Source organism: Microbacterium sp. NPDC089698 (assembly GCF_044749045.1).
Taxonomy (GTDB): Bacteria; Actinomycetota; Actinomycetes; order Actinomycetales; family Microbacteriaceae; genus Microbacterium.
Map to the genome: position 1 here is coordinate 167,752 of NZ_JBIVHE010000002.1, position 23,917 is coordinate 191,668.

The window sequence follows — 23,917 nt, forward strand, 5'->3', positions numbered from 1 at the left end:
GCGGACGCCATAGGGTCCGCTGACGGGGACGACCGCACAGAGTGAAGAGGGCGCGGAAAGGGGGGCGGCGTCAGCGGGCGGGGCCTGACCCGCCGTGCAGCTCGCCGCGGAGGGGCCAGCGCCCGTTTCGCTGCCGGAACTCGTTCGCGCGCAGCAGCGGCGAGACGTCGAAAAGGCGCGGATTCAGCCGCAGCCGCGGGCCCGACGAGCCGCGCACGGTGAGCCGGAACTGCCCGCCCGAGGCCTGCACCGAGAAGTCGGTGATGTCGGCGTAGGCGATCACGGCCTCACGACCCCAGATCGTACGGAACGCGATCTCGTCGACCCGGGGCTCGACGTAGAAGTTCCGGTACATCAGGAGGAAGGCGGCGCCGGCGAGGGCGATCGCGATGGACGCGATCCGCAGCGGCCAGAGCATGCCGTCGGCGTTGTTCTCCGTGAAGGCGGCGAGGCCCATCAGGCCGCCGACCGCCACGAACAGAGCGCCCACGAGCGGGACGAACACCGGCATCCGCTGCCGCACGGGTCCGACCGAACGGCGCCCGCGCATCCTCGACACCGCTGCCGCCACGAGGATCAGGACGGCCAGCACGACGAGGACCTTCACCACGACCGCGGACACCCCTCGAAGGTACCGCCTCGCGGACCCGCCGACGTCCGCGCCCTCGAGCCCGCCCGCGCGGGACCTGGGAACCGCGGGGAGCAGGCGGGCGCCCCGCTCGGAACCCCGCAGGAGCGCGGAACGCAGGAGATCCCGGCCGGATCCGCTCCCGAGGCGGGAGGGACGGCCGGGATCTCCTGCGCGGCGACGACCCGTCAGGCCAGGACCAGATCCTCCATGCGGGCGTACGAGGCCTCCATGCCGTCGGCCATGCCCGTCGCGAGGATCATGTCGCGGGTCTCGAGGTCGGGGTACTCGATGAGGAGCGTGATCAGCGTCGCGCCGTCCTCCTCATAGAGGTTGAGGTCGTTGAGCGTGACCGGCCCGTCGGTGCCCTGCATCTTCTCGGTCGTGACCGCGCGGCGCGGGGCGTCGACGAGAAGCGCTTCGCCCTCGAACCCGAACGCCTGCCCCGGGGTGTCCCCGACCGGGGCCCAGGAACTGCGGTAGGTCTGACCGGGCTCGGTCGCGACCATGCACTCCGTCATCTCCCATCCGTCGGGTCCGAGCAGCCACTGCCTCATGAGCTCCGGCTCGTAGTGCGCGCGCCAGACGAGGTCGCGCGGCCCCTCGACCAGCCGCGTGATGCGCACGTGGGTGTCGTCGAGCAGTTCGACGCGGGTGCCCTTGCCCTGGGCGTAGTCGCGCAGATCCTGCAGGACCGCGTCGAGCTGGCTCATCGCCATCTTCGTGCCCTCGATCACGCCCATCGCGACGACCTGCTCGAGCGCCTCGGCGGAGTCGAAGTGGCTCGTGCCGACCATGCGGGTGCCCTCGGCGCTCGGCGAGAACTCGAGCGTCATCCGCATGGCCGCGAAGCCCTCGAGCGGCTCGCCCGCGTCGTCGACGAACGAGTCGAGCACCTCGAACAGCGAGGGCGCCTCGATCCGGGTGAACTCCCACCGCCCCGACGACTTCTCACCGCGCGGGCCGTCGAGCCGGTACTGCGCGATGCCGCCGACCGTGTGGTCGAAGGCGGTGAAGGTCGCGGGCCATCCGGGCGGGCCCCAGAAGCGCTCGAGCTGGCGCGGGTCGGAGTACGCCGCCCACACGCGCTCCACCGGGGCGGCGAAGTCGGCGTGGATCGTCAGCGTCAGGTTCTCGGGATCGGTGGTCACGTCGGTGACAGGCATGTCACCCTCCTTCTGTGTCGGTCAGGTGGTGGTGGATCCGCGCGGCGCGGATCCGGGATCGGAGTCGGTTTCGTCGGTGGCGGAGTCCTCGGCGAGCAGGTCGTCGAGGCGGGAGATGCGGCTCCGCCACAGGTCCTCGTAGCGGGCGAGCAGTGCCCGGGCACGCGCGATCATCTCGGGATTCGCGCGGACCAGCCGCTCGCGTCCCTCGGCGCGCTTGACGATGAGCTCGGCCGCCTCGAGCACGGCGACGTGCTTCTGCACCGCCGCGAACGACATGTCGTAGTCGCGGGCGAGCTCGGAGACCGATCGCTCGGCTTCGATCGTGCGGCGCAGGATGTCGCGCCGCGTGCTCGCCGCGAGGGCCTGGAACACACGGTCGATCTGTTCATCGCTGAGTTCATTTCGTACAACCATTTGGTTGTAGATTACGACGACCGGATCCCGGTGTCAAGAGGTGCGGGACGGAATCGCGACGCAGTCACAAGGACGCCCCTCGGCCGGTCATTCCTGACAGCGGCGGGCCCGCCGCACTCAGGACACGCGGAAGGCTCCCCCATGACCGAATCCACCGAGACGGCATCCGCCGATCTCACGACCCTGCACAGCGCGCTGGCGACCGAGCAGATGGTGCTCCAGTCCGTCGCGACCGCGACCATCGGCGAGGCCGGCGGGAGATCCACGATCTACCTCTCGACGCTTTCGAGCGGCCTCGTCGCGCTCGGGTTCTCCGCCTCGACCCCGGGACTCCTCGCCACGCTGACGTTCACGCTGCTGCCGACGATCTTCATGCTCGGCTGGTTCACGGTCGTGCGCCTCGTCGACAACACCGTCGAGAACATCGCGGTGCGGCACAGGATGGAGAACATCCGAGCGCACTTCGCCGGACTCCACCCTTCCGGTCCGGCTCTGCTCGTCAGCGGCGACGCCCGCACGGGCGAGTACGGCGTGCGCTACGGGCGCAGCTCCTTCCTGTTCACGATGGCCAGCATGGTCGCCGCCGTGAACTGCGTGCTCGGCGGCGCGCTGATCGCCCTCGCGCTGTCGGTGGGACTCGGCCTGCCCGCGCTCTCCGCGCAGCTGGCTGGAGCCGCGGTCGGCTTCGCCCTCCTCGTCGCGACCCTCGCCTACGAACGCCGCCGGATCCGCGGGGCGAGTCTGCCTCACGGCCCGGTCGGGCGCTAGGACGCCGACGGGCGGGGAGCGCCGCATCCGGCACACCCCGCCCGCGGCGGAATCGGCGCTACGCGCGCGGCGGGTTCAGCGGCAGCCACTCCTCGAGGGTGGTCGCGAAGAGGCGTGCTCCATCGATCGGGATCAGAGTCCGCTCCTCGATCTGCGCGCCGTAGTAGGGCGCGGCGTCGTCGCGGACGACGTGTCGCGGATCGTGACGGAACGCGAGGGCGCGGCGGGCGAACTCGTCCATGCCGAAGGCCTCCGGACCCGCGATCTCGATGTCGCCGACGGGCTCGCCGGCCGCGGCCTGCGCGACGGCGGTCGCGACGTCCTCGGCGGCGATCGGCTGGATCAGGGCGCCGGGGAGCGTGACCGTGTCGCCTTCTGTGGAGATGTCGGCGATGCTGCCGACGAACTCGAAGAACTGCGTGGCGTGCACGAGCGAATACCGGATGCCCGACTCCCGGATCAGCTGCTCCTGAGCCGTCTTCGCCGCGAAGTACGGGATGTTCTGCGGACGGTTCGTCCCGACGATCGTCAGCGCGACGTGATGGCCGGCGCCGGCCGCAGCCTCCGCGGCGAGCAGGTTCCGCGTGGAGACCGTGAAGAACTCCCGCACGTCGGCGGGGGCGAATGAGGGCGAGTTCGAGACGTCGACGACGACGTCCGCGCCCTCCAGCGCCGCGGCGACGCCCTCCCCCGTGACGGAGTTCACGCCGGTGTTGGGAGAAGCGGCGATGGCCTCGTGGCCGTGCGCGCTGAGCTTCGCGACGACCTTCGAGCCGATGAGGCCCGTGCCTCCGATGACGACGATCCTTGCCATGTCCAAGCCTTTCGTGCGGGGATGAGACGCCGGTTCCAGCGCCTGAAGGGATGACAGGACAGCCGGGCCGGCTGTGACATCCGCTCGATCCGTCACGGATCCGGGCGCTGCCCGGTCAGACCTGATGGGACCCGGCATTGCCGGAGACCGTCCCCGCAGAGGAGAGTGAGAACGTGGTGACGAGCGTCGAGGCCGAAGACCTGCGGATGGCCGCCGAGGTCTTCACCGGGCAACGGCGCCGCCTGTTCGGCATCGCCTATCGGATGGTGGGCACGGTCGCGGATGCGGAGGACATCGTCCAGGAGACGTGGATCCGCTGGCAGGGCGCCGACCGCGCTTCCGTGCACGAGCCCGCCGCCTTCCTCACGACCGTCGCCACGAGACTCTCGATCAACGCGCTGCAGTCGGCACGGACGAAGCGGGAGACCTACATCGGCCCCTGGCTGCCCGAACCGGTGAACACGGACGACGATCCCGCGCTGGGCGCGGAGCGCGCCGAGGCGCTGCAGTTCGCGATCATGCTGACGCTGGAGAAGCTCACCCCGACCGAGCGCGCCGCGTACATCCTGCGCGAGGCGTTCGACTACCCGTATCCGCGGATCGCCGAGATCATCTCCTCGAGCGTGGTCAGCGCGCGCCAGCTGGTCAGCCGCGCGCGCTCCCACCTCGCATCGGATCGACAGGCCGCCGTGGAGCCGGGGCACCAGCGCCGACTGCTCGAGGCCTTCCTGGTCGCCGCTCGGAACGGCGATGCGCAGGAGCTCGAGAGGCTGTTCGCCGACGACGTGATCAGCTACACCGACGGCAACGGCGTCAAGCTCGCCGCTCGGATCCCGGTGATCGGCCGCGGCCGGGTCGCGAAGTTCGTGGCCGCGTTCGCGCATCACTTCTGGATCGGCAAGTCCATCGGATGGGTCGAGGTCAACGGGCAGCCCGCTGCGGCGCTCGTGCAGGACGGCGAAGTCACCACGCTCGTGACCGTGACGACCTCGGCCGCCGGTATCGCGCAGCTGCTGTGGGTGATGAGCCCCGACAAGCTCGGCGCCGTGACCGCGGCCATCGCATGAGCGACGGCCGCCGCCCTGCCTGGTCGCGTCGACGCGGACGCGGCGCCGCAGACCGGGATCTCATGGACGAGCTCGCGACCGCGCTCCTGAACCGTTCCGAATCCACCGCGCGAGCGCTGCTGCACCGCGATGTCGCGATGCTCGTCGACAGCGGCGGGATCGCACCGGTGGCGGATCCGCTCCGCGGACCGGGCGAAGTGGCGGCGGCCTTGCGGACGCTGACGACCGAGACCTCGATCACCGCAGCGTCCATCAATGGAGCACCCGGGTTCGTGCTGGCCCGTGACGGCGTCGTGATCGGGGTCGTCACGGCCGAGATGCGCCGCCGGCTGCTGACGAACATCTGGGTGGTGTGCAGCCCGGAGAAGCTGCGGCACTGGAACCGTCGGTGACAGGAGCGCAGACCCGACGACGGCTCAGGCTCCCGGCGAGCTCAGCACGGCGTCGAGCAGGCCGGGGAACCTCGCGTCGAGGTCTTCCCGGCGCAGAGTGAGGAGGCGGCGCCTGCCGTGGGGCTCGTTGCGGATCACGCCCGCCTCGCGCAGCACCTTCATGAAGTGCGACTTGGTCGACTTCGGCAGGTTCGGATCCGTCGCGTGGCACGCGGCCATGTCGAGCGGGCCATCGATCAGCTGGCGGGCGATGGACAGACGTTCCGGATCGCTGAGCGCGAAGAGCACCGCGGTCAGCTCGATCTCGGAGCGCTCCGGATGCGGGAGGTCGGTGGCGCCTGGCATGGTTCGATAATACTTGTACCTTCCACGTGAGGCGAGTAGTCTGCTCAACGTTCGAGAATTCTCGAACGGATGAGGAGCAGCCGATGACCACCCAGCCGATCGCCGTGCCGCGGATCCCCGACCCCGGCGCGCTGCCCGCACGGTCCGCCCGCGCCCGCTTCGGCTTCGTCCTCGCGATCGTGGCCCAGGTCCTCATGATGGCGGGGGCCAGCGCGCCGTCGCCGTTCTATCCGGTGCTCGCGCAGCACCTCGGCTTCGACGCGATCGTGATCACCGCGGTGTTCGCCGTCTACGCCGTGGCTCTGCTCCTCACACTGCTCACCGCCGGGTCGCTCTCGGACCACATCGGACGGCGCCCGGTGATCGCCGTCGGCCTCGTCCTGCTCGCGGCCAGCATGGTGCTGTTCGGGAACGTCGGATCCGTGATGCTCCTCGTGCTCGCCCGGATCCTGCAGGGCGTCGCGAGCGGACTCCTCATCGCGTCGCTCTCGGCGACCGTCCTCGACCTCGCACCGCCCGCACGCCCCGCGACGGCGGCGCTCTGGAACGCGCTGAGCCCCGGGGTCGGCCTCGCCGCGGGCGCGTTGATCGCCGCACTCGCGCTGGACGCGACGACCGACGCCCTGCGCGACGTGTTCCTCCCGCTCGCCGTCGTCTACCTCGTGCTCGCCGCGCTGGTCGCGATCGCCCCGGAGACCGCGCCGCGGCTGCCCGGCGCCTGGGCCTCGCTGCGCTTCCGGCTCTCGGTGTCCTCGGGCATCCGTGCCGAGTTCTGGCGCGCCGCACCGGCGGTCATCGCCGGCTGGGCGACCGGCGGGCTGTTCCTCTCCCTCGGCGCCACGATCGTCCGCAGCGAACTGGGCGGAACCGCGCACCTCTGGCAGGGGCTCGCGGTCGCCCTCCTGGCAGGCGTCGGCGCCGTCACGGCGTTCGCGATCCGCCGCCGCAGCGCCCGGACGATCGTGCTCTTCGGCACCGCCGCACTCGCTGCCGGCACCGCGCTCTCACTGCTCGCGCTCGGACTCGGCTCCCTGCCCGCCTACCTGGTGGCGGCGTCCGTGACGGGCATGGGCTTCGGCACGGCGTTCTTCGGGGTCGTCGGATCCCTCGCTCCGCGCATCCCCGCGACCCAGCGCGCAGACGCCTTCGCCGTGCTGTACGTGCTCGCGTATCTCGCCTTCGGCGTTCCCGCGGTCGCTGCCGGGGTGCTGGTGGCGCCACTGGGGCTCGGGACGGTGTGCCTCGCCTACGGGGTCGTCGTCATCGCGCTGTCGCTGATCGCGCTCGTGCTCCGCGCCCGTCGACGCGCCTGAGCCGCGGATGCCGGCCGGGCGACCCGCCCGGCCGCGGATGCGCCCATCGACGCGCCGGAACCGCGGATGCGGGCCCGCGAACCGCCCGGCCGCACGAGTCACCGACTGTTCATCCGCGGGCAACCCGGTGTCCGCCTGGGGTGGCCAGTGTCGAATCGGATCCCGCGCGCGGACGGTCGACGTCCGGATCGAGGATCCGCACCCGCCCACGCATCCCCTGGAGACCCCCGTGCCCCTGCTCCCCCCGCGTCGCACGCTCGCCGTCGCGCTCGCCTCATTCCTCGCCCTCGGCGGATCCGTCGTCTCGGCGCTTCCCGCCGCGGCCGCCGACAGCCCCACCGATGTCAAGGACGCCTCCTGCGTCGCCGGAGACGCCCGCGCCCTGTGCGCGCCCGTGGGCGAGCTGCTCGACGTGCGCGTCGGCGATGTGCACCCGACGCAGCCCTCGCTCGGCTACGACGAGGTCTACTACAAGCTCGGCCGCTACGACACCGAGCTGTCGAAGGACGCCGTCAACAAGAAGTTCGCGGACTGGTGCGAGGCCAACGGCCAGCAGGACGCCGCGAGCGCGCAGCCGAACGCGACCCTCCTGGATCCGTCCTCCTTCACCTGCACGGTGCCGGTCGGCAGCGAGACGGCCGACACGATCGCCCCCATGAAGACCGTGGTGATCGGCCCGCAGGGCGTGCTGTACCTCACCGACGGGCACCACACCCTCACCTCGTTCCAGGAGAACAGCGGCCCCGACGTGCACGTGCGGCTGCGCGTGCTCGGCAACCTGTCCGGCCTCTCGGACGCCGACTTCTGGGCCGCGATGCAGGCGAACAAGTGGACCTGGCTGCGCGACGTGAACGGCGACGCGATCACGCCCGCCCAGCTGCCGTCGAACGTCGGACTGTCGAAGTTCGAGGACGACCGCTTCCGCAGCATCCTCTACTTCGCGCGCGACATCGGCTACTCCGCCGACGGCGCCGTGCCGTTCCAGGAGTTCTACTGGGGCACCTGGCTGCGCACCCGCACGGACATCCCCGTCGCGGGCTGGAACCAGGACGACTGGGCCGGATCCCTCGCGCTCGTGAAGCAGCTCACCCAGGCGCAGGTCGCGCTCGGCGCCGGCACCGTCGTCGATCCGCAGTCCGGCTACACCGCGGGCGACCTCAGCGTGCTCGGCGCCTGGAACGACGGCAAGGCCGAGTCGAAGGGCGAGTGGGCCAAGCTCGCGAAGCCCTACTCCGACGCCAAGCCCGGCAAGCTCGCCTACATGACCGAGTACCGGCTGCGTCACGTGACGCCCGCGCCGACCGCGCCTGCGGCGCCGGCCGCGCCCGCCGCGGTCGTCTCCGGCGCCTCGCCCGCCGGCTCCCACGTCGCGACGAGCTGGTCGGCGCCCGCCGACGGCGGCTCGGCGATCACCGGCTACACGGTGTCCCTCGGTGCCGGCCTGTCGTCCGAGGTCGACGCCCGCAGCACGTCGTTCACGTTCGACGCAGTGCCCCCCGGGTCCTATTCGCTGACGGTCACCGCCCACAACGCGATCGGATCCACCGCCTCCGCCGCGACGCCCGTGACGGTCGCCGACCCCGCCGCCGTGCAGGGATCCGTCGCCATCTCGGGCGACCTGCGCCCGGGCGGATCCGTCACCGTCACCGCGAACGGCCTCGCCGCCGACGTGGCGGGCTTCGCGGTCGAGGTGCACTCGGACCCGGTCTCGCTCGGCACCGGATCCACGGACGCGTCCGGCACGTTCGCGCTGCAGGCAGCGCTGCCCGCGTCCCTGCCCGCAGGGGCGCACACGGTCACCGTCTCCTTCCACGGGACCACGGTCGCCTCGGCCGCGTTCACGGTCGCGGGCGCGGGCGGATCCGGCACCGGTCCCGGTTCGGGTTCCGGTTCTGGTTCGGGTGGCTCGGGTTCGGGTTCGGGTGGCTCCGGTTCGGGCGCGCTCGCGACGACCGGATCCGCCGCGCCGATCGGCCTCGGCATCGCCGGCGCGGTCGTCGTGGCCGCGGGCGTGCTGCTGCTCGCCCGTCGCAGGGCCGGTGTCGCGCAGGACTGACGCACCACCGCGCCGCGCTGAACAGACCTGAACAGTGCCACGAGGGCGCACGGCCGGATCCGGTCGTGCGCCCTCGTGGTTCGGTCGTGGTTCCCTCGTGGTTCCCTCGTGGTTCCCGTCGCGGCCGGTTCGGGGCGCACTTCCCCGTTTTGGGGCGCCCCACACCCGTCACCACGCTCGTGACGCGCCCCAATCCGCCGAACACGCCCCAAAACCGAGGGCACAAGCCCGGAACGTTCAGACCGGGAACTGCCACCTCATCGGCGCAGCCCGGCACTCAAACCCCGTTCGGGGCGCACCCTCCCGTTTTGGGGCGCCCCACGCCAGGATCCACGGACGTGACGCGCCCCAAAACGACGGAACACGCCCCAAACCGGGGGGGCACAAGCCCGGAACGTTCAGACCGGGAACTGCCACCTCGTCGGCGCAGCCCGGCACTCAAACCCCGTTCGGGGCGCACCCTCCCGTTTTGGGGCGCCCCGCGCCAGGATCCAAGGACGTGGTGCGCCCCAAACCGACGGAACACGCCCCAAAACAGGCCGAGCCCGCCACATGACAGGCCGAGCCCGCCACGAGCACGGACCCAGCCCGAGGGCGTCAGCGCGGGCCGCGGCGGAAGAGCCCCGCGAACAGGGTGTGCAGCAGCGGCAGCACGGAGACGCTCATCAGCACCGTGCCCAGCACCGGGTTCGCCGCGAGCACGAGTGCGCCGCCGATGAGCAGCGCCGCGAAGAGCAGGCCCGAGACGCCGCGGCGGATGAGGCCGTCGATGCGGTCCAGGCGTCGCTCGATGCGCGAAGTGTCGAACGTGACGGATCCCTCGTCGACGCGCGTGACGAGGTCGTCGATCCGCTTCGGCAGCCGCCACAGGATGCCCGCGTTCGAGACGGCCTGCCGCGCGAAGTCCTGCACGAGGTTGCCGCTCTCGTCAGCCAGCAGCCTGGTCGCGTAGGGCTCGATGGACTCCCAGATGTTGAACTTCGGATCCAGCCCGCTGCACATTCCGGAGGTGAGCGAGACGGCGCGGATGAGCAGCAGCAGCCCCTCCGGCAGCTGCACCGGCAGCGACCGCATCGTGTCGCCGAACTCGACGGCGAAGCCCTGGAACTCCCGGGGATCCACGTCGCGCAGCTCGGCGAAGCCCATTCCGCCGAAGCGCGCGAACAGCGCGGAGAGCGCCCGCTCCAGCTCGCGGTTCTCGGCCGAGGGCATGAGCACGCCGATCTCCTGCGCGGCGGCGACCATGCCCTTCCCGTCGCGGGACGCGGCCGCGATGAACAGCGTCCGCAGCCCGTGCCGGATCCCTTCCGGCACCTCCGCCATCATCCCGAAGTCGATGAAGGTGAGCCGCCAGGCGGGGTGGACAGCGCCCGGCGTGTGGGCAGCGCCCGGCGTCGAGGACCCCGAAGCGGAGGAGGACGCCGAGGACGCGCCCGGCATCCCCGCTCCGCCCGCACGGTGCGGGGTCACGAAGATGTTCCCGGGGTGGGGATCCGCGTGCACGAATCCGTGCGTGAAGAGCTGATCGAACATGACCTCGGCGAACACGCGGGCCACGTCCGCGGGGTCGATCCCGGCCGCGCGCAGGGCGTCGACGTCGTTGATCTTGATCGCCGTGACGTCGGAGAGCGTGAGCACGCGGCGCGTGGTCCGTTCCCAGGCGACCCGGGGCGCGTCGACCCTCGGGTCGTGCGCGAAGTTTTCGGCGAACCGCTCGGCGGCAGCAGCCTCGTGCAGGTAGTCGATCTCCTCGAGGCTGGTCTGCGCGAACTCCTCGACGAGGGCAGGGGCGTCCACGCGATCGGCGATGAACCGGATGCGCCGCAGCCATCCCGCGACCCGGCGGAGCGCCGCGAGGTCGGTTGCGACGACCTGGTCGATCCCCGGCCGCTGCACCTTGACCACGACCTCATCGAATCCCGCGTCGGCGGCATCCGCCTCGGACAGCCGCGCCCGATGCGCCTGACCGAGCGAGGCCGCGGCGAGCGGGGTGTCGTCGAAGGAGGCGAACGCGCGCGAGAGCGGAACCCCCAGCTCGGCTTCGGCGAGCGCGCGGATCTCCGCGATCGGGACGGGTGGGACCTCGTCCTGCAGGCCGGCGAGCTCGGTCGTGATCTCGGGCGGCAGCACGTCGAGGCGCGAGGACATGAACTGGCCGACCTTGATCATCAGGCCGCCGAGTTCGACCGCGAGCACGTGGAAGCGCTGCGCGAGCACACGCATCCGACGCTCGCGGGAACTCTCCGCGACGCGCGTGAAGCCGATCCGCGGCAGCACGAGCTCGAACCACCAGGTCTGCATGAGCACGCGCGCGGCGAATCCCAGGATCCGCCGGTAGCGGGCCCGCAGCGGAGGGCCCTGATCCTCGGCCGCGCTCGGGCGCATCGCCGGCGACGCCGGATTCCGATCGTTGACCATGACGATGTGCCTCCTATCCCATCTTCCTGCGCCGGATCCGGCCGAGCGACCCCCACGCGACCGCCGCGCCGAGCACGAGGCACAGGGGCCGGTAGACGAGGCGATCGAGATCGCGGAAGCGCGCACTCGGATCCGGGAGCCGGAGGACCCGCGTCGCCACGACACCACCGGCGAGTCCTCGAGCTAGTAGCGCGGCGGCGGCGCCCGCGCGGATCAGCCGTGCGACCGGCCGGTCGCCGCCCGCACCGCTGACGATTGCGGCACCGCCGAGAGCCAGCGCCGCCACTCCCGCCGTGGGGCCGGCGGCCGGGACGTGCGCGGATCCCACGACCGCGTCGGCCAGCGCATCCGCATCCCGCGCCGGCCACGAACTGCCGGCGGCCCAGAGGACATGAAGGAGGCCGACGGCGGCGAGCCCGGCCGCACCGACGACCCGACCCGCGATCCCGGACGCGCCGAGCGCGCCGATCACCGGTTGCGGGGACAAGGCCGCGGAGTCAGCCCCGGCCCCGAGTTCTGCTGACTCCGCCGAACCGGCCGCCATCAGTCGGCGAGGATCGCGTACAGACGGCGGCGCGCTTCGTCGAGCACGTCGATCGCCTGCTGCACCTGCTCCGGAGTGCCGGTGCGCGCGACCTGCGCCGCCGCGCCCGCGAGGTCGACCCCCGCCTTCGGCAGCGCGCCGAACGATGCGGCGCCCGCACGGGCGCCGGAGCTCTCCCACGGCGGCGTGCCCGCCTCATCGGCGACGGCACGACCGGCCTCGGTGAGCGAGTAGGTCTTGCGTCCGCCCTGCTCGGCAGCCTCGATCAGTCCCTCGTCCGCGAGCAACTGCAGCGTCGGGTACACGGATCCGGCGCTCGGCTTCCACGAGCCGCCGCTGCGCTCCTCGATCTCCTGGATGATCTGGTAGCCGTGCATCGGCTGCTCGGCGAGCAGGGCGAGCACCGCGGCCCGCACGTCGCCGCGCGCCATGCGCGGGGCCTGAGGGCGCTGGTCGAAGGCGGAGCGCAGGTGCTCCATCGCCTCCCAGAGGCCTGCGGTCGGGTTCATCCCCGGGCGTCCGCCGAAGCCGCGTCCCCCGCCGGGTCCGAACCCCGACCCACCGAATCCACGCGGTCCGAATGTGTTGTCCATGACGACCTCCTCGATTCCTGCTCGTCCCGAGCGATAGTTAACGATATGTCGCTATGTATCGGAAGGGAAGAGCGGATCCGGATCCGTTCGCACGATGCTGGGCGAGGAGAATCACCTCGCGCGTCGACCGGGCCCCCACGTGTGGACGCACTCTCAGCAGATCGATAGGATTCGGGCACCCGATGCCGACAGACCCGAACGGCGACTGCAATGACTGATGCCCCTCCTCCTTCGTGGTACCCCGATCCTCAGGACAGCGCGCTTCTGCGCTGGTGGGACGGCGCTGCGTGGACCGCGCAGACTGCTCCCGCCAACGCCACCGCCGACCCCGCGACGGCGAAGACACCGCCCCGGCGTCATCCCTGGTGGGTCATCGCACTCGTGCTGGTGGGCGTCATCCTGTTCGGTGGCGTGCTGGCACGGGTCACGCCGGTGCTACTTGCTCTCGCGGTTCTGGGAGCGATCGGCCTCGCTGTCTACGTCTTCATCCGCGGCGGTGCACCGCGACTCTTTCTGCGTTCCCGCACCTCCGGCCTTCTTGCGCTGGGAGCGGCACTGCTCCTGATGATCGGCGGCGGCGCCGCCAACGGGGCCACTCGGCCGGCGACGGAGACCGCCGCGGTCTCGACGACCGAGACACCGCACGCGTTCGCGGCTTCGAAGGCGACGCCCACTCCCACCCCGACCGCATTCGAGGAGATAGACGTCGCGACAGCGATCCCGTTCGAGCGTTCGACCGTGGACGACGCCACGCGCGACCTCGGCACCACCGAAGTCGTCACCGCGGGCGTCGACGGTACGAAGGTAACGACCTACCGCGTGACGAAGGTCGGCGGGAAAGAGACAGGGCGGACCCCAGTTCGGGAAGCCGTCACCGTCGCGCCGATCACCGAGGTCACCGCCCGCGGCACGCGCGAACAGCAGGCTGCGGCGCCGGCACCCCTCGTCGCGCAGGAGCCTTCGAGGGACTGCGACCCGAACTATGCCGGCGCGTGCGTTCCCATCGCCAGCGACGTCGACTGCGCCGGAGGCAGCGGCAATGGTCCGGCTTACGTCAGAGGGCCCGTACGTGTGATCGGCACGGACATCTACGACCTCGACCGCGACGGAGACGGTATCGGCTGCGACAAGTAGCGCCACGCCCGGCCCTCGTCCCGCCACGCCCTACGGTGGAAGCATGACGATCACCGCCGCGGCAGACGGTTCCGCCCTGGGCAATCCCGGACCCAACGGCTGGGCCTGGTACATCGACGACGACAACTGGGCCGCCGGCGGATCCCCCCACGGCACGAACAACCAGGGCGAGCTGCGCGCCGTGCTCGAGCTGCTGCTCGCGACCGCGGACGCCGCGGACGAGAAGCTCGTGATCGAGTGCGACAGCCGGTACGTGATCGACTCCGTGACGAAGTGGATGCCGGGGTGGAAGCGCAAGGGCTGGCGCAAGTCCGACGGCGGTCCCGTGCTCAACCGCGATCTGCTCGAGGGCATCGACGAGGCGCTCCGGGGGCGCGACGTGTCGTTCACGTGGGTCAAGGGCCACGCCGGGCATCCCCTGAACGAGGCCGCCGACCACCGCGCGAACGCTGCGGCGACCGCGTATCAGAAGAAGCGGGATCCGGACCGGGGTCCGGGCTTCTCGCGCGGCGCTGCGGCGGCAGCCGCTTCGGCGCCTGCCCCCGCCACGGCTGCGACCTCGGACGCCGTCGCGGCGCCTTCCGCCGGATCCTTCGCCCTCCCGGTCGTGGCGCCCTCCGCCGCCCCTGCACCGGCGCTCTGGGCCGAGGCCTCCGACCTGCTCGACGGCCTCGATCTTCCTGCCGACACGGCCCCGACCGAGCTGCGCGTGACGCTCAGCGCCGAGGAGCACGCCCGACTCCGCGACCGCGCCGACGCGCAGGGCGTGCCCCTGGAGGAGGCGCTTCGTCGCCTAATCTGACTAGAGGTAGCGGCGAACGGCTTCTCTGATGCTCTCGGAATAGGCATAGATACCGTCAACGTCCTCGATCGGATGACGAGTTTCTACCTTGTCCTCATCGAGAAGTCCCAAGTACTTCTGTTTCCCATTGAAGTGAAGCCGCGCGATCGGCTTGCGGTTGTTGTCGTCGAGAAGGATCGCGAAGTAGCTCTTCGAGTCACGCTGAGCGATCCGGTGGGGCTTCACCTCGCCGCACGCAATCGCCTTGACGATCTGGTATCCCTCTAGCTCTTCCAGAGTCGTGACCACATCTGTGTCCCGATCCAAGTCCCGGTCGGAAGCTTGCTCACTCATCGACTGAGGTGGGCTTGCCGGCACCGCACCTCCGCCGACAACAAGCGCAGTCTTTAGGCGATCGTTGACCCGTTCCGTCAGGAATTGCTGTGCCGCTTTGCCAACCAGTCCGGTGAACTGCTGCCGCACTCTTTGAGTGAACGCCCCCTCGTAGACGCGGGACGTGAAGAACTTCACCCACTCATCACTCGGTTCACGGAACTGGGCAGCAATCTCGCGTTTGAGGGCACCAACGTACTTCAGTTCCTCGGCTGCGTTCACAATCGATTCGACATCAAAGCTTTCCTTGCTGAGCTTCTGAATCTCAGGGATGAGCGTCTCGTCAATATCGAGCATGTCAAGCACAAGGAATGGCTTGGCATCCATCCGGTTGGGCGCATCCAAATCAGTGTAGAAGTGCCACTCGATTCCGTTGGTCAGCACAGCGATCCGCGCGTTCGTAACGGCGAAGTATCGGAAGAGTTGCGAAGCGTGCTCAAGCCGGAGAGCGCCGGTCGAAACCTTGCACTCGATTAGGATCTGCGCTTCGTTCCCGCGAACGATCGCGTAGTCAATCTTCTCGCCGCGCTTTACGCCAACGTCGGCGGTGAACTCGGGAACCACCTCCATGGGGTCGAAGACGTCATAGCCCAAGATGGCGGAGATGAAGGGCATCACGAAAGCGTTCTTCGCCGCTTCCTCGGTCTGGATGACCCCCGCTTGATTCTTGATCTTCGCTGCCAGCGAATCGAGGCGCTCACTGAAGTCCATGATTCCCATTCCGATCGTCATTGATCCGACATGTGCATCCGAGATTAGCGGAACCTCCGCAGTCGACCGCAAGCAGGCCGAACCGGCACGACAGAGAGGACTGATGATGGTTCCCTCGTCCGTTTTGGGGCGTGTCCCACCGTTTTGGGGCGCCCTAGACCACGGATTCGTGGCGGGACGCGCCCCAAAACCGGGAGGTGCGCCCCAAACGAGGCTTACACCCCAGGCCGCACCCCGATCCCGGAGCTACCGCCCCGCGAGCAGATCGCGCAGCCGCGCGGCCTCGTCCGCGGGCATCGAGTACGCGTGCTCCGGAGCCGGATACACGTGCTCGCGCACTTCGTCGGCATAGGCGGTCACACCGTCGATCGCGGCGGATCGCAGGTCGGCGTAGCGCTTGACGAACTTGGCCGCGCCTCCGTCGTAGATCCCGAGCAGGTCGTGGAAGACGAGCACCTGGCCGTCCGTGGCGGATCCGGCGCCGATCCCGATCACCGGGATGTCGAGCAGCGGCATGAGCGCCGCCGTGACCTCGCTCGGCACCGCCTCGACGACGAGCAGCGAGCATCCCGCGTCCTGCAGCGCGATCGCGCTGTCGATCACCGCGAGGGCGGCCTCGGCCGTGCGGCCCTGGGAGCGGTATCCGCCGAGCGAGGTCGCCGTCTGCGGGGTGAGGCCCACGTGGCCGACGACGGGGATCCCCGCGGCGACGAGCGCCCGCGCCCGGTCGACCGAGGTGCCGCCGCGCTCGATCTTGACGAGGTCGCAGCCGGTCTCCTTGATGAAGCGCTGGGCCGTGGCGAGGGCCTGCGCGTCCGAGGTCTCGTAGGATCCGAACGGCAGATCCGCCACCAGCAGGGGCTTCGTGAGTCCGCGGCGCACGGCCTTCGTGAGCATGATCATCTCGTCGACCGACACCGGCACCGTACTGTCGTAGCCGAGCACGGTCATCGCGGCGGAATCGCCGACCAGCACCATGTCGACGCCGGCCGCCTCGACGATCTGCGCGCCGGGGTGGTCGTACGCGGTGACCATCACGATCGGCTCGCCCGCGGCCTTCTTCGCCGCGAGGTCGCCGAGCGTGAGCCGGCGCGTGGGGGCGGCGTGCGCGCTCATGCGAGGGCCTCCGTCAGCAGCACATCGACGGCGTCGTCGACCTGGAGGATGGCGTTCGACCGGTCGACATGCACCACGGTCGGCGCATAGTCGGCGAGGTCCGCGGGCGAGTAGTCGGCATAGGAGATGACGATCACCGTGTCGCCGGTGTGCACGAGGCGGGCGGCGGCGCCGTTGACCTGGATCACGCCGGATCCCCGCCGTCCGGCGATCGTGTAGGTCTCGAACCGGGATCCGTTGTCCACGTCGACCACGTGCACCTGCTCGTGGGGGAGGATGTCGGCCGCCTCGAGCAGGTCGGGGTCGATCGTGATGGATCCCACATAGTGCAGGTCGGATCCGGTGATCGTCGCGCGGTGGATCTTCGACTTCAGCATGGTGCGTCGCATCAGGCGTCGCCTCTCCCGTCGGCAGAACGAAGGATGTGGTTGTCGATCAGTCGTGCGGCACCCACGCGGGCGGCGACGGCGAGCAGCGCTTCGCCGTCGAGCCGGGTGACGACCTGCAGGTTCTCCGCGTCGCGGAGTTCGAGGTACTCGGGGGCGATGCCGGCGTCGGCGAGGACGGCGCGGGCGGCGGCGATGAGGGCATCGGCGTCGCGCTCCCCCGCGTCGGCGAGCTCCTGCGCGGCATCGAGCGCCCGGTTGAGCGCCGTCGCCTGGGCCCTGGCCTCGGCGTCGAGGTAGATGTTGCGCGAGCTCATCGCGAGACCGTCGTCCTCGCGGACGATCGGGCACGCCTCGATGCGCACGTCGAGGTTCAGGTCACGCACGAGCCGGCGGACCACGAGCACCTGCTGCGCATCCTTCTGCCCGAAGTAGGCGACGTCGGGCGCGACGATGCCGAACAGCTTCGCGACGACCGTGGCGACGCCGTCGAAGTGGTGCGCGCCGCGGCTCGCTCCGTCGAGCACGTCCGTGATGCCGGCGATGTGGATCGTCGTGGCGAAGCCGTCCGGGTAGATCTCGGAAGGCTCCGGGGCGAAGAGGATGTCGACACCGCTCTGCTCGGCGAGGGCGGCGTCGCGCTCCTCGTCCCGCGGGTAGCTGCTGAGATCCTCGTTCGCACCGAACTGGGTGGGGTTGACGAAAAGCGACACCACGACGAGGTCGTTGTTCGCCCTGGCCTGCTCCATGAGCGACAGGTGACCGGCATGGAAGGCGCCCATGGTCGGCACGAGACCCACGGTCTTATCCTGTCGCTTCGCGTCACGGACGATCCCACGGAGTTCGGCGATCGTGCGGATGATCCTCATGCGCGGTTCCTCTCGGAGTCGGTCGTCGGCCCCGGGGTCGTTGAGCGAGCGAAGCGAGACGAAACGCGATCGCCCGCCTCCGCCTCATCCGGGGTCGTTGAGCGAGCGAAGCGAGACGAAACGCGGTCACCGGCGGTCGCGGCAAGCGCACGGGTCCGGTCCGTCAGCGCGTCGAAGAGCGGCGCAAGCTCAGGCACGCCCTCCACGACGGCGGCGCGCTGCCGGGCGACGGTCTCCTCGTCCCCTCGGGCGATCGGCCCGGTGAGCGCTCGAGCCGCGCCGACCCCGACCCAGTTCTCGACGGTCTGCCGCACGAGCGGGGCGAGGATCGTGCGCGCCTCCGCCGAGGGGATCCCCGCCGATCCGGCGACCTGCTCGGCCGCGTCGAGCACAGCGAGCAGCAGATTCGAGGCGATCGACGCAGACGCGTGATAACCCGCACGATGCGCGTCATCGACCCGGAACGGGTGCGCTCCGAGCGCTCGCGCGATGCCCTCCGCGGCGGCGAGCGCTTCCGCCGTGCGCCCGTCGATCGCCGCGCCGATGCCGTGGAAGACGTCCGGCGCCTCAGATCCTGTGAACGTCTGCAGCGGATGGATGCTGAAGTCGACGTCGTCGAGACCCGTCGCTCCCGAGACGTGGCCGATCAGCCGCGCATGCGGGCGGGCGGCCGATGCCGCGTCGTGGATCGCCGCATCGGGGACGCAAAGGATCACGACGTCGACGGCGGGGATCTCGTCACCCCGCCCGAACGGGCCGCGCACCTCGAATCCCGCTTCGCCGAGCGCACGCGCGAGCACACCACCGAGCCGGCCGGCACCGACGACGGCGATGCTGCGGTCCGGAGCGGACGACGTGGAAGAGACGGCTTCGTTCATTGTTGGACCCGGTCGGGATCGACGTCCGGGACGGGTCGAGTATCCGCCCACGGACGGATCCGCGCCAAATCAGAGAGCAATCAGACAACCATTTGTGTAATTTGAGCGTGCATTGTGTAGCAAGATTGCGTCCTCTGATCTCCGTTACGACCTGCGGGGTTCGACACACGCTACCGGATCGGGTGACCTGCATGCATACTGTAAGCATGCCGAACGTGCTTATTCGCGACCTCGACCCGGCGGTGCACTCCGTTCTGTCGGCGCGCGCGGAAGCGCGCGGACAGTCCCTTCAGCAATACCTGACCGCGGAGCTCACGCACCTGGCCGAGCGGCCGACGCTGACGGAAGCGCTCACAGAGCTGAGTCAGCGCCCGCCCCGGCACGTCCCTCGCGAAGCGATCCTCAAGGCGATTCGGGACGGCCGGCGCGGTCGATGATCGTCATCGACGCCTCGACGGTCGTCGAACTGCTCGTCGATCACGGATCCGCTCCGCGATTGCTCGACCTCCTCGTGGGCGAGACGCTCATCGCCCCCGATGTCCTGCCCATCGAGGCCGCCTCGGCGCTCCGCGGGTTGAATTTCGGAGGACATCTCGACAGTCACGACCTCGACGTCGCGTGCAGCGATCTTCTGCGCCTCCCCATCGACCTTCACCCCACCCTGCCGTTGGTCCCGAGAGTGCTGGCGCTTCGAAGCAACTTCTCCACCTACGACGCGAGCTACGTCGCACTCGCAGAGGCGTTCCGATGCCCCCTGCTGACGCTCGACCGGCGGTTGGCGAAGGCAGTCCGACTGCACTGCGATGTGGAAGCGGTGGAGTGGTGACGCCCCGGCCGCCCGCACCCGATGCGCGAGTATGGATCCATGACTGCTCGAACCGTCCTGCTGCATGTGTCGGATCGGCCGGAGGATATCACGCGCGCGATCGGCATGGCCGGGATCCTGCACGGGCATCGCCCTGAGACGCGGATCCGGATCATCGTGAACGGGCCGGCGATCCCCGGCGTCGCCGCCGACGCCGCGCCGCTGCCGACGACGGACGTCGCCACGGTCGAGGCCTGCGAGGGCGGCCTGCGCAGCCATCGGATCTCGGTCGATGCGCTCCAGCCCGGCGTCATCACGGTTCCGGCCGCCGTCGTCGCACTGAGCGACGCCCAGTTCGAGGGTGCGGCCTACGTGCGCGTCTGACGCGCGCACCGCCCGGGTGCATCTCACCGACTCCTGGCGTCGTTTGCAGATCTGCAACAGGACTCGCACAGAGTGCTTCCGGCGTGGTTCGTTGTCGGCATGAACACCGCATACGACGCGATCATCGTCGGCGCCGGCCCGGCCGGGCTCAGCGCCGCCCACATGCTCGGAAGGGCCCGCCGCTCCGTCCTCGTCATCGACGGCGGCGAGCCGCGCAACAGATTCGCGAGCGCCATGCACGGCGTCCTCGGCATCGACAACCTGCCGCCCGCGGAGCTGCGCGCCCGGGGACGCGCCGAGCTCGAACCCTACGACGTCACCTTCCTCGATGGACAGGTCGACCGGGTCACCGCATCGGACGACGCCGTCACCGCCCACCTGACTCACCGCACGTTCACCGCCCGCGCGCTGATCGCCGCCACGGGCGTGACCGACGGCCTCCCCGACATCCCCGGCCTCGCCGAACACTGGGGCACCCGCGTCCTGCACTGCCCCTACTGCCACGGCTGGGAGGTGCGGGGGCAGCGGCTCGCGGTCATCGCGACGAGCACCATGAGCCCGTTCCAAGCGCAGCTCGTCCGGCAGTGGAGCGACCGGATCACCGCCTTCACCGCCGCCGCGGAGCCGCTCGACGCCGAGACCGCACAGCGGCTCAGCGCCCGCGGCACCGCGATCGTCTCCTCGCCTGTGACATCCGTGACGGTCTCCGACGACGACGAGCTCCTCCTCCGCACCGCGGACGGCGCCACGACCGCCGCGGACGCGATCTTCCTCGGAACCGCCCTCCACCCGCGCGACGGATTCCTCCCGGGAGACCTCGTCCGCGTCGACACCGAGCACGGCCCCCTCCTCCGCACCGACCCGTCGGGCCGTACCAGTCACCCGCGGATCTGGGCCGCGGGCAACATCACCAACCTCGCCGCCAACGTCCCGATGTCCATGGGCGCCGGCTCGGCGGTCGGCGGGGCCGTCAACGCCTCGCTCATGTTCGAGGACACCCAGCGCGCCATCGCCGACCAGCGCTGACGATCGGAAAATCGGATCCGTCCGGCGCGCAGTCGGCTGCCGGGAAATGTCCGCCGCGCCTGATTGGCTGGACCGATGGAGACATCCGCCCTCGCCCTGATCGTCACCGCCGCGGTCCTCTTCGTCGCCCTCGTCGTCACCACGTGGGTGATGAGCCGGCGCACCCGGCGCGCCAAGGACGAGCTCGCCGCGGTGCGCCAGGAGCATTCCTCGGAGGAGGGTGCGCTCACCGCTCGGCACGCCGGTGAGAAGCGAGAGCTCCAGGAGCAGCACGACGCGACACTCGCCGAACTGACCGTCCGGAACGATTCCCAGGCGCAGCAGCTCCTGGCCGCGCACGCGACCGAGATCTCCCGCCTGCAGGCCGAGCGCGATGCCGCGGTCAAGGCCGGGACCGAGTCCCAGCAGCTCGCGGGTCAGGGCATGCGGTGGGAGCTCGCCTCGCGCGAACTGCTCGTCGACGCGTGCACCGCCGCAGGGCTCGACGCGATCATCGCGACGAACATCGTGTTCTCCCCGCACGACGACGAGGCGACTGCCCCGTACTGCGTGCAGCTCGACCATCTGGTGATCACCGAGAAAGCCGTGGTCCTGGTCGACAGCAAGAACTGGAAGGGGCTCATCTTCGACGGCAAGAAGCCGTCATCGATGGCCGGCGCGCTGTCCATCCTGTTCGACGAAGCCGTCCTGCCGACGTCGTACGCAATCGCACTGAAGCGCGACAGCGCCGGATCCGTCTCCGTGCGTTCGAAGCTCGAGGGCGAGTCGCCGGCGTTCCAGGTGCGGCGGCAGGCCCGGCGGTTCCACGGTCACCTCGCGACCCGGCACGGATCGGCCCCGTACGTGCAGACGTGCGTCTTCTACTCGCATCCGGACGCGCGGGTCTGGACGAACGGACTCGACGAGGGCGAGCGCGGCCGGGCGACGCGGATCGCCTCGGCCCGCACGATCCAGAAGGCGCTCATCGATGTGCAGGCGAACGGATCCGCAGCACCGACGTCGCATCAGCTCACCCAGCTGGTCGCGACCGTCCGCGAGCTCGGCGCCGACCTGCACGGCACGGGCCGGTTCGCCTCCGAGTTCTCCAGCCCGGTGCCGCTCACGTTCCGGGTGCCGCCGCGGTCGGCGCGGACGACCGATTCCGCACCGACGCCGACGCAGGACGGACCGCGGATGGCGGCCCGTCGGCGCGCGGTGGCCTGACCGGCCGCGTCGCGCTTAAGCCGCGCCGCGCTTACAGCCCGTCGTCGAAGACCTGCGCCGACGTGTCCTTGGTGGCGTCGGTCTTCGCGAGCCGCTCACCGCGGAAGAACGCCGGATCCGCCTTGGCCTGCACGAACATCAGGATCACGCCGATCCCGAGGACGGTCACGCCGATGATCCCGACCAGCCCCACTCCGGCGATGTTGCTGCCGGATCCGGCGGACGGGTCCATCGCGTCGATCGTCGTCTTCACGAACACGATGAGCAGCAGGATCCCGCCGATGCCGGGAAGGACGATCTTCGAGATGACGGATCCCAGGCCCTCGCGGAACGCCGACTTGCGGAAGTACCAGGGACTCGCGAGCGCCGTGATGCCGTAGTAGAAGCAGACCATCATGCCGAGCGCGGTGATCGTGTCCCACAGCACGTCTTCGCTGATGAAGCGCATCACCGCGTAGAACACGGACGCGACCAGCGACGAGAGCAGCAGGGCGACGTGCGGCGACTTGTACTTCGGGTGGACCTTCTTGATCGCCGGCGGCAGCGCCCCGTAGTGCGACATCGCGAGCAGCGTGCGGGCGGGCGAGATCGCCGTGGAGTTGATCGACGCCATCGCGCTCACCAGGATCGCGAGCGAGAGCAGGATCGCCGCCGGCCCCATGACCGGGTGCGCGAGCGCCGCGAAGACGTTCTCGATGATCTCCGGGTTGCCGAGGCCGGTCGGCCCGTCGCCGAGCCCGGCGAAGGCGACGGTGGCCGTCGCGGTGCCGACGTAGAGGACGACGAGGATCCCGACCAGGATCATGGCCGCCTTGCTCTCGGTCGACAGGCGCCCCTTGGACGGCTTCGTCTCCTCGCCCATGGTCAGCACGGTGTCCCAGCCCCAGTAGACGAAGATCGAGACCGCGATGCCCGCCGCGAAGGCGCTGAAGCTCGACACTTCGAACGGGTTGAACCAGCTCAGCTCCGGCATCTTGGCCTGCTTGTTGGCGGGGTCTCCCGCGCCCACGAACATCGCGACGACGAACCAGACCATGACGGCCATCTGGAAGATCACGGTGATGTACTGGAAGATCTTCGTCGACGTCATGCCACGGTACGAGATCAGCGTCGCGAGCGCCATGAAGGCGAGGCAGACGAGGATGTTGATGAACTTGTTCGCCGCCAGATCGGCGATCGACGGATCCCCGACGAGGATGCTGATCGACTGGAACAGGAACTCCACCGCGATGCCGGCGAGGTTCGAGAGCACGAGCACCGTGGCGGCGACGAGGCCCCATCCGGCCATCCAGCCGACCCACGGCCCGAACGCCCGGGTGGCCCAGGTGAAGGACGTTCCCGAGTCGGGCATCGCGGAGTTGAGCGCGCGGTAGCCGAGCGCGACGAGCAGCATCGGGATGAAGCCCATGAGGAAGATGGCGGGTGTCTGGTAGCCGACCTCGCTCGCCGCGGGGCCGACCGCGGCCGTCAGGGTGTAGGCGGGCGCGCAGGTCGAGATGCCGATCACGAGCGCACCGAGCACGCCGACGGTTCCCGTCGGAAGGCCCTTCTTGCTGATCCCGGTGACCGAGTCGAGGGTTCGCGTCGCCGGATCCGATGTGGCCTGGTCGTACTTCTCTGCCATGAGAGTCCTGCTTTCCTGCGTGGGTAGCGCGTGTGCGGCGGCGGTGAGCGGATCGGGAGCTCGTGACCGCGTGCCGCGATGTAACG

General features: G+C 70.1%; 26 protein-coding genes and 1 pseudogene. 13 read left to right on the forward strand and 14 right to left on the reverse strand.

All coding sequences use genetic code 11. The annotated features are described in order from the left end of the window. Nucleotides 1-70: 70 nt before the first annotated feature. From ACIPY5_RS07850 to ACIPY5_RS07860, 3 genes are all read right to left on the reverse strand, one after another. Nucleotides 71-622: a hypothetical protein gene (locus ACIPY5_RS07850; RefSeq protein ID WP_400968872.1), complete on the reverse strand. Its 552-nt coding sequence runs from the start codon at nt 620-622 to the stop codon at nt 71-73. 194 nt (nt 623-816) lie between these two features. Next, on the reverse strand, nt 817-1,794 hold the full coding sequence (locus ACIPY5_RS07855) for an SRPBCC domain-containing protein (protein WP_400968875.1): 978 nt from the start codon (nt 1,792-1,794) through the stop codon (nt 817-819). A gap of 21 nt (nt 1,795-1,815) precedes the next feature. Continuing rightward, nucleotides 1,816-2,211 (reverse strand): ArsR/SmtB family transcription factor, encoded by a 396-nt coding sequence (locus ACIPY5_RS07860; protein WP_400968878.1) that lies wholly within the window; start codon nt 2,209-2,211, stop codon nt 1,816-1,818. 141 nt (nt 2,212-2,352) lie between these two features. Here ACIPY5_RS07860 and ACIPY5_RS07865 point away from each other — a divergent pair, with 141 nt between their 5' ends. Further along, nucleotides 2,353-2,979, forward strand: a complete 627-nt coding sequence (locus ACIPY5_RS07865) for a hypothetical protein (RefSeq protein ID WP_400968881.1) — start codon at nt 2,353-2,355, stop codon at nt 2,977-2,979. A gap of 58 nt (nt 2,980-3,037) precedes the next feature. On the opposite strand, the gene ACIPY5_RS07870 is transcribed toward ACIPY5_RS07865, so the two are convergent. Beyond that, the gene (locus tag ACIPY5_RS07870) at nt 3,038-3,793 is read right to left on the reverse strand and encodes an SDR family oxidoreductase (RefSeq protein ID WP_400968884.1); all 756 of its coding nucleotides are present in this window, start codon (nt 3,791-3,793) and stop codon (nt 3,038-3,040) included. 173 nt (nt 3,794-3,966) lie between these two features. On the opposite strand from ACIPY5_RS07870, the gene ACIPY5_RS07875 reads away from it, so the two are divergent. Then, nucleotides 3,967-4,860 (forward strand): RNA polymerase sigma-70 factor, encoded by an 894-nt coding sequence (locus ACIPY5_RS07875; RefSeq protein ID WP_400968887.1) that lies wholly within the window; start codon nt 3,967-3,969, stop codon nt 4,858-4,860. Beyond that, nucleotides 4,857-5,252 (forward strand): hypothetical protein, encoded by a 396-nt coding sequence (locus ACIPY5_RS07880; RefSeq protein WP_400968890.1) that lies wholly within the window; start codon nt 4,857-4,859, stop codon nt 5,250-5,252. Before ACIPY5_RS07875 ends, ACIPY5_RS07880 begins: the two co-directional genes overlap by 4 nt. Before the next feature lie 24 nt (nt 5,253-5,276). Here ACIPY5_RS07880 and ACIPY5_RS07885 read toward each other — a convergent pair whose 3' ends face one another. Beyond that, nucleotides 5,277-5,597 (reverse strand): transcriptional regulator, encoded by a 321-nt coding sequence (locus ACIPY5_RS07885; RefSeq protein ID WP_309357489.1) that lies wholly within the window; start codon nt 5,595-5,597, stop codon nt 5,277-5,279. 83 nt (nt 5,598-5,680) lie between these two features. Between ACIPY5_RS07885 and ACIPY5_RS07890 the strand changes: the two genes are divergently transcribed. Together ACIPY5_RS07890 and ACIPY5_RS07895 are read left to right on the forward strand one after the other, a co-directional pair. After that, the gene (locus ACIPY5_RS07890) at nt 5,681-6,910 is read left to right on the forward strand and encodes an MFS transporter (RefSeq protein ID WP_400968894.1); all 1,230 of its coding nucleotides are present in this window, start codon (nt 5,681-5,683) and stop codon (nt 6,908-6,910) included. 229 nt (nt 6,911-7,139) lie between these two features. Beyond that, nucleotides 7,140-8,966: a ParB-like protein gene (locus ACIPY5_RS07895; RefSeq protein ID WP_400968897.1), complete on the forward strand. Its 1,827-nt coding sequence runs from the start codon at nt 7,140-7,142 to the stop codon at nt 8,964-8,966. A 597-nt stretch (nt 8,967-9,563) separates the two neighbouring features. Here the strand turns inward: ACIPY5_RS07895 and ACIPY5_RS07900 are convergent. From ACIPY5_RS07900 to ACIPY5_RS07910, 3 genes are read right to left on the reverse strand one after another with little or no spacing between them, the layout of a single operon-like run. After that, a complete protein-coding gene (locus ACIPY5_RS07900; RefSeq protein WP_400969870.1) occupies nt 9,564-11,351 on the reverse strand; it encodes an ABC1 kinase family protein in 1,788 nt (595 codons plus the stop codon). Between the two features lie 46 nt (nt 11,352-11,397). Further along, a complete protein-coding gene (locus ACIPY5_RS07905; protein ID WP_400968900.1) occupies nt 11,398-11,871 on the reverse strand; it encodes a DUF3995 domain-containing protein in 474 nt (157 codons plus the stop codon). A 56-nt stretch (nt 11,872-11,927) separates the two neighbouring features. After that, nucleotides 11,928-12,521, reverse strand: coding sequence for a PadR family transcriptional regulator (locus ACIPY5_RS07910; protein WP_309357430.1), 594 nt, complete (start codon nt 12,519-12,521; stop codon nt 11,928-11,930). A 210-nt stretch (nt 12,522-12,731) separates the two neighbouring features. Between ACIPY5_RS07910 and ACIPY5_RS07915 the strand changes: the two are divergent. From ACIPY5_RS07915 to ACIPY5_RS07925, 3 genes and pseudogenes are all read left to right on the forward strand, one after another. Continuing rightward, a pseudogene (locus ACIPY5_RS07915) lies at nt 12,732-12,833 on the forward strand (DUF2510 domain-containing protein); the annotation flags it as partial. Between the two features lie 75 nt (nt 12,834-12,908). Then, nucleotides 12,909-13,655: a G5 domain-containing protein gene (locus ACIPY5_RS07920; RefSeq protein ID WP_400969873.1), complete on the forward strand. Its 747-nt coding sequence runs from the start codon at nt 12,909-12,911 to the stop codon at nt 13,653-13,655. A gap of 43 nt (nt 13,656-13,698) precedes the next feature. Next, complete coding sequence (locus tag ACIPY5_RS07925; RefSeq protein ID WP_400968904.1) at nt 13,699-14,457, forward strand: ribonuclease H; 759 nt, start codon at nt 13,699-13,701, stop codon at nt 14,455-14,457. On the opposite strand, the gene ACIPY5_RS07930 is transcribed toward ACIPY5_RS07925, so the two are convergent. From ACIPY5_RS07930 to ACIPY5_RS07950, 5 genes are all read right to left on the reverse strand, one after another. Beyond that, on the reverse strand, nt 14,458-15,540 hold the full coding sequence (locus ACIPY5_RS07930; RefSeq protein WP_400969876.1) for a type I restriction endonuclease: 1,083 nt from the start codon (nt 15,538-15,540) through the stop codon (nt 14,458-14,460). 246 nt (nt 15,541-15,786) lie between these two features. Further along, nucleotides 15,787-16,656 (reverse strand): 3-methyl-2-oxobutanoate hydroxymethyltransferase, encoded by an 870-nt coding sequence (panB, locus tag ACIPY5_RS07935; protein ID WP_400968907.1) that lies wholly within the window; start codon nt 16,654-16,656, stop codon nt 15,787-15,789. After that, nucleotides 16,653-17,045, reverse strand: a complete 393-nt coding sequence (gene panD / locus ACIPY5_RS07940) for an aspartate 1-decarboxylase (RefSeq protein ID WP_400968910.1) — start codon at nt 17,043-17,045, stop codon at nt 16,653-16,655. The genes panB and panD overlap by 4 nt, the downstream gene beginning before the upstream one ends. Next, entirely contained in the window at nt 17,045-17,911 is an 867-nt protein-coding gene (panC, locus tag ACIPY5_RS07945; RefSeq protein WP_400968913.1) for a pantoate--beta-alanine ligase, read from the reverse strand. The genes panD and panC overlap by 1 nt, the downstream gene beginning before the upstream one ends. Further along, complete coding sequence (locus ACIPY5_RS07950) at nt 17,908-18,789, reverse strand: DUF2520 domain-containing protein (protein ID WP_400968916.1); 882 nt, start codon at nt 18,787-18,789, stop codon at nt 17,908-17,910. The genes panC and ACIPY5_RS07950 overlap by 4 nt, the downstream gene beginning before the upstream one ends. A 206-nt stretch (nt 18,790-18,995) precedes the next feature. Here ACIPY5_RS07950 and ACIPY5_RS07955 point away from each other — a divergent pair, with 206 nt between their 5' ends. From ACIPY5_RS07955 to ACIPY5_RS07975, 5 genes are all read left to right on the forward strand, one after another. After that, the gene (locus ACIPY5_RS07955) at nt 18,996-19,226 is read left to right on the forward strand and encodes a FitA-like ribbon-helix-helix domain-containing protein (protein ID WP_400968918.1); all 231 of its coding nucleotides are present in this window, start codon (nt 18,996-18,998) and stop codon (nt 19,224-19,226) included. Next, complete coding sequence (locus tag ACIPY5_RS07960; protein WP_400968921.1) at nt 19,223-19,615, forward strand: type II toxin-antitoxin system VapC family toxin; 393 nt, start codon at nt 19,223-19,225, stop codon at nt 19,613-19,615. The genes ACIPY5_RS07955 and ACIPY5_RS07960 overlap by 4 nt, the downstream gene beginning before the upstream one ends. A 39-nt stretch (nt 19,616-19,654) precedes the next feature. After that, complete coding sequence (locus tag ACIPY5_RS07965) at nt 19,655-19,978, forward strand: hypothetical protein (RefSeq protein ID WP_400968924.1); 324 nt, start codon at nt 19,655-19,657, stop codon at nt 19,976-19,978. 99 nt (nt 19,979-20,077) lie between these two features. Next, on the forward strand, nt 20,078-21,004 hold the full coding sequence (locus ACIPY5_RS07970; RefSeq protein WP_400968927.1) for an NAD(P)/FAD-dependent oxidoreductase: 927 nt from the start codon (nt 20,078-20,080) through the stop codon (nt 21,002-21,004). A 75-nt stretch (nt 21,005-21,079) separates the two neighbouring features. After that, nucleotides 21,080-22,207, forward strand: coding sequence for a nuclease-related domain-containing protein (locus ACIPY5_RS07975; RefSeq protein WP_400968930.1), 1,128 nt, complete (start codon nt 21,080-21,082; stop codon nt 22,205-22,207). A gap of 31 nt (nt 22,208-22,238) precedes the next feature. On the opposite strand, the gene ACIPY5_RS07980 is transcribed toward ACIPY5_RS07975, so the two are convergent. Beyond that, on the reverse strand, nt 22,239-23,831 hold the full coding sequence (locus tag ACIPY5_RS07980) for an APC family permease (RefSeq protein WP_309356847.1): 1,593 nt from the start codon (nt 23,829-23,831) through the stop codon (nt 22,239-22,241). Between the last annotated feature and the right edge of the window lie 86 nt (nt 23,832-23,917).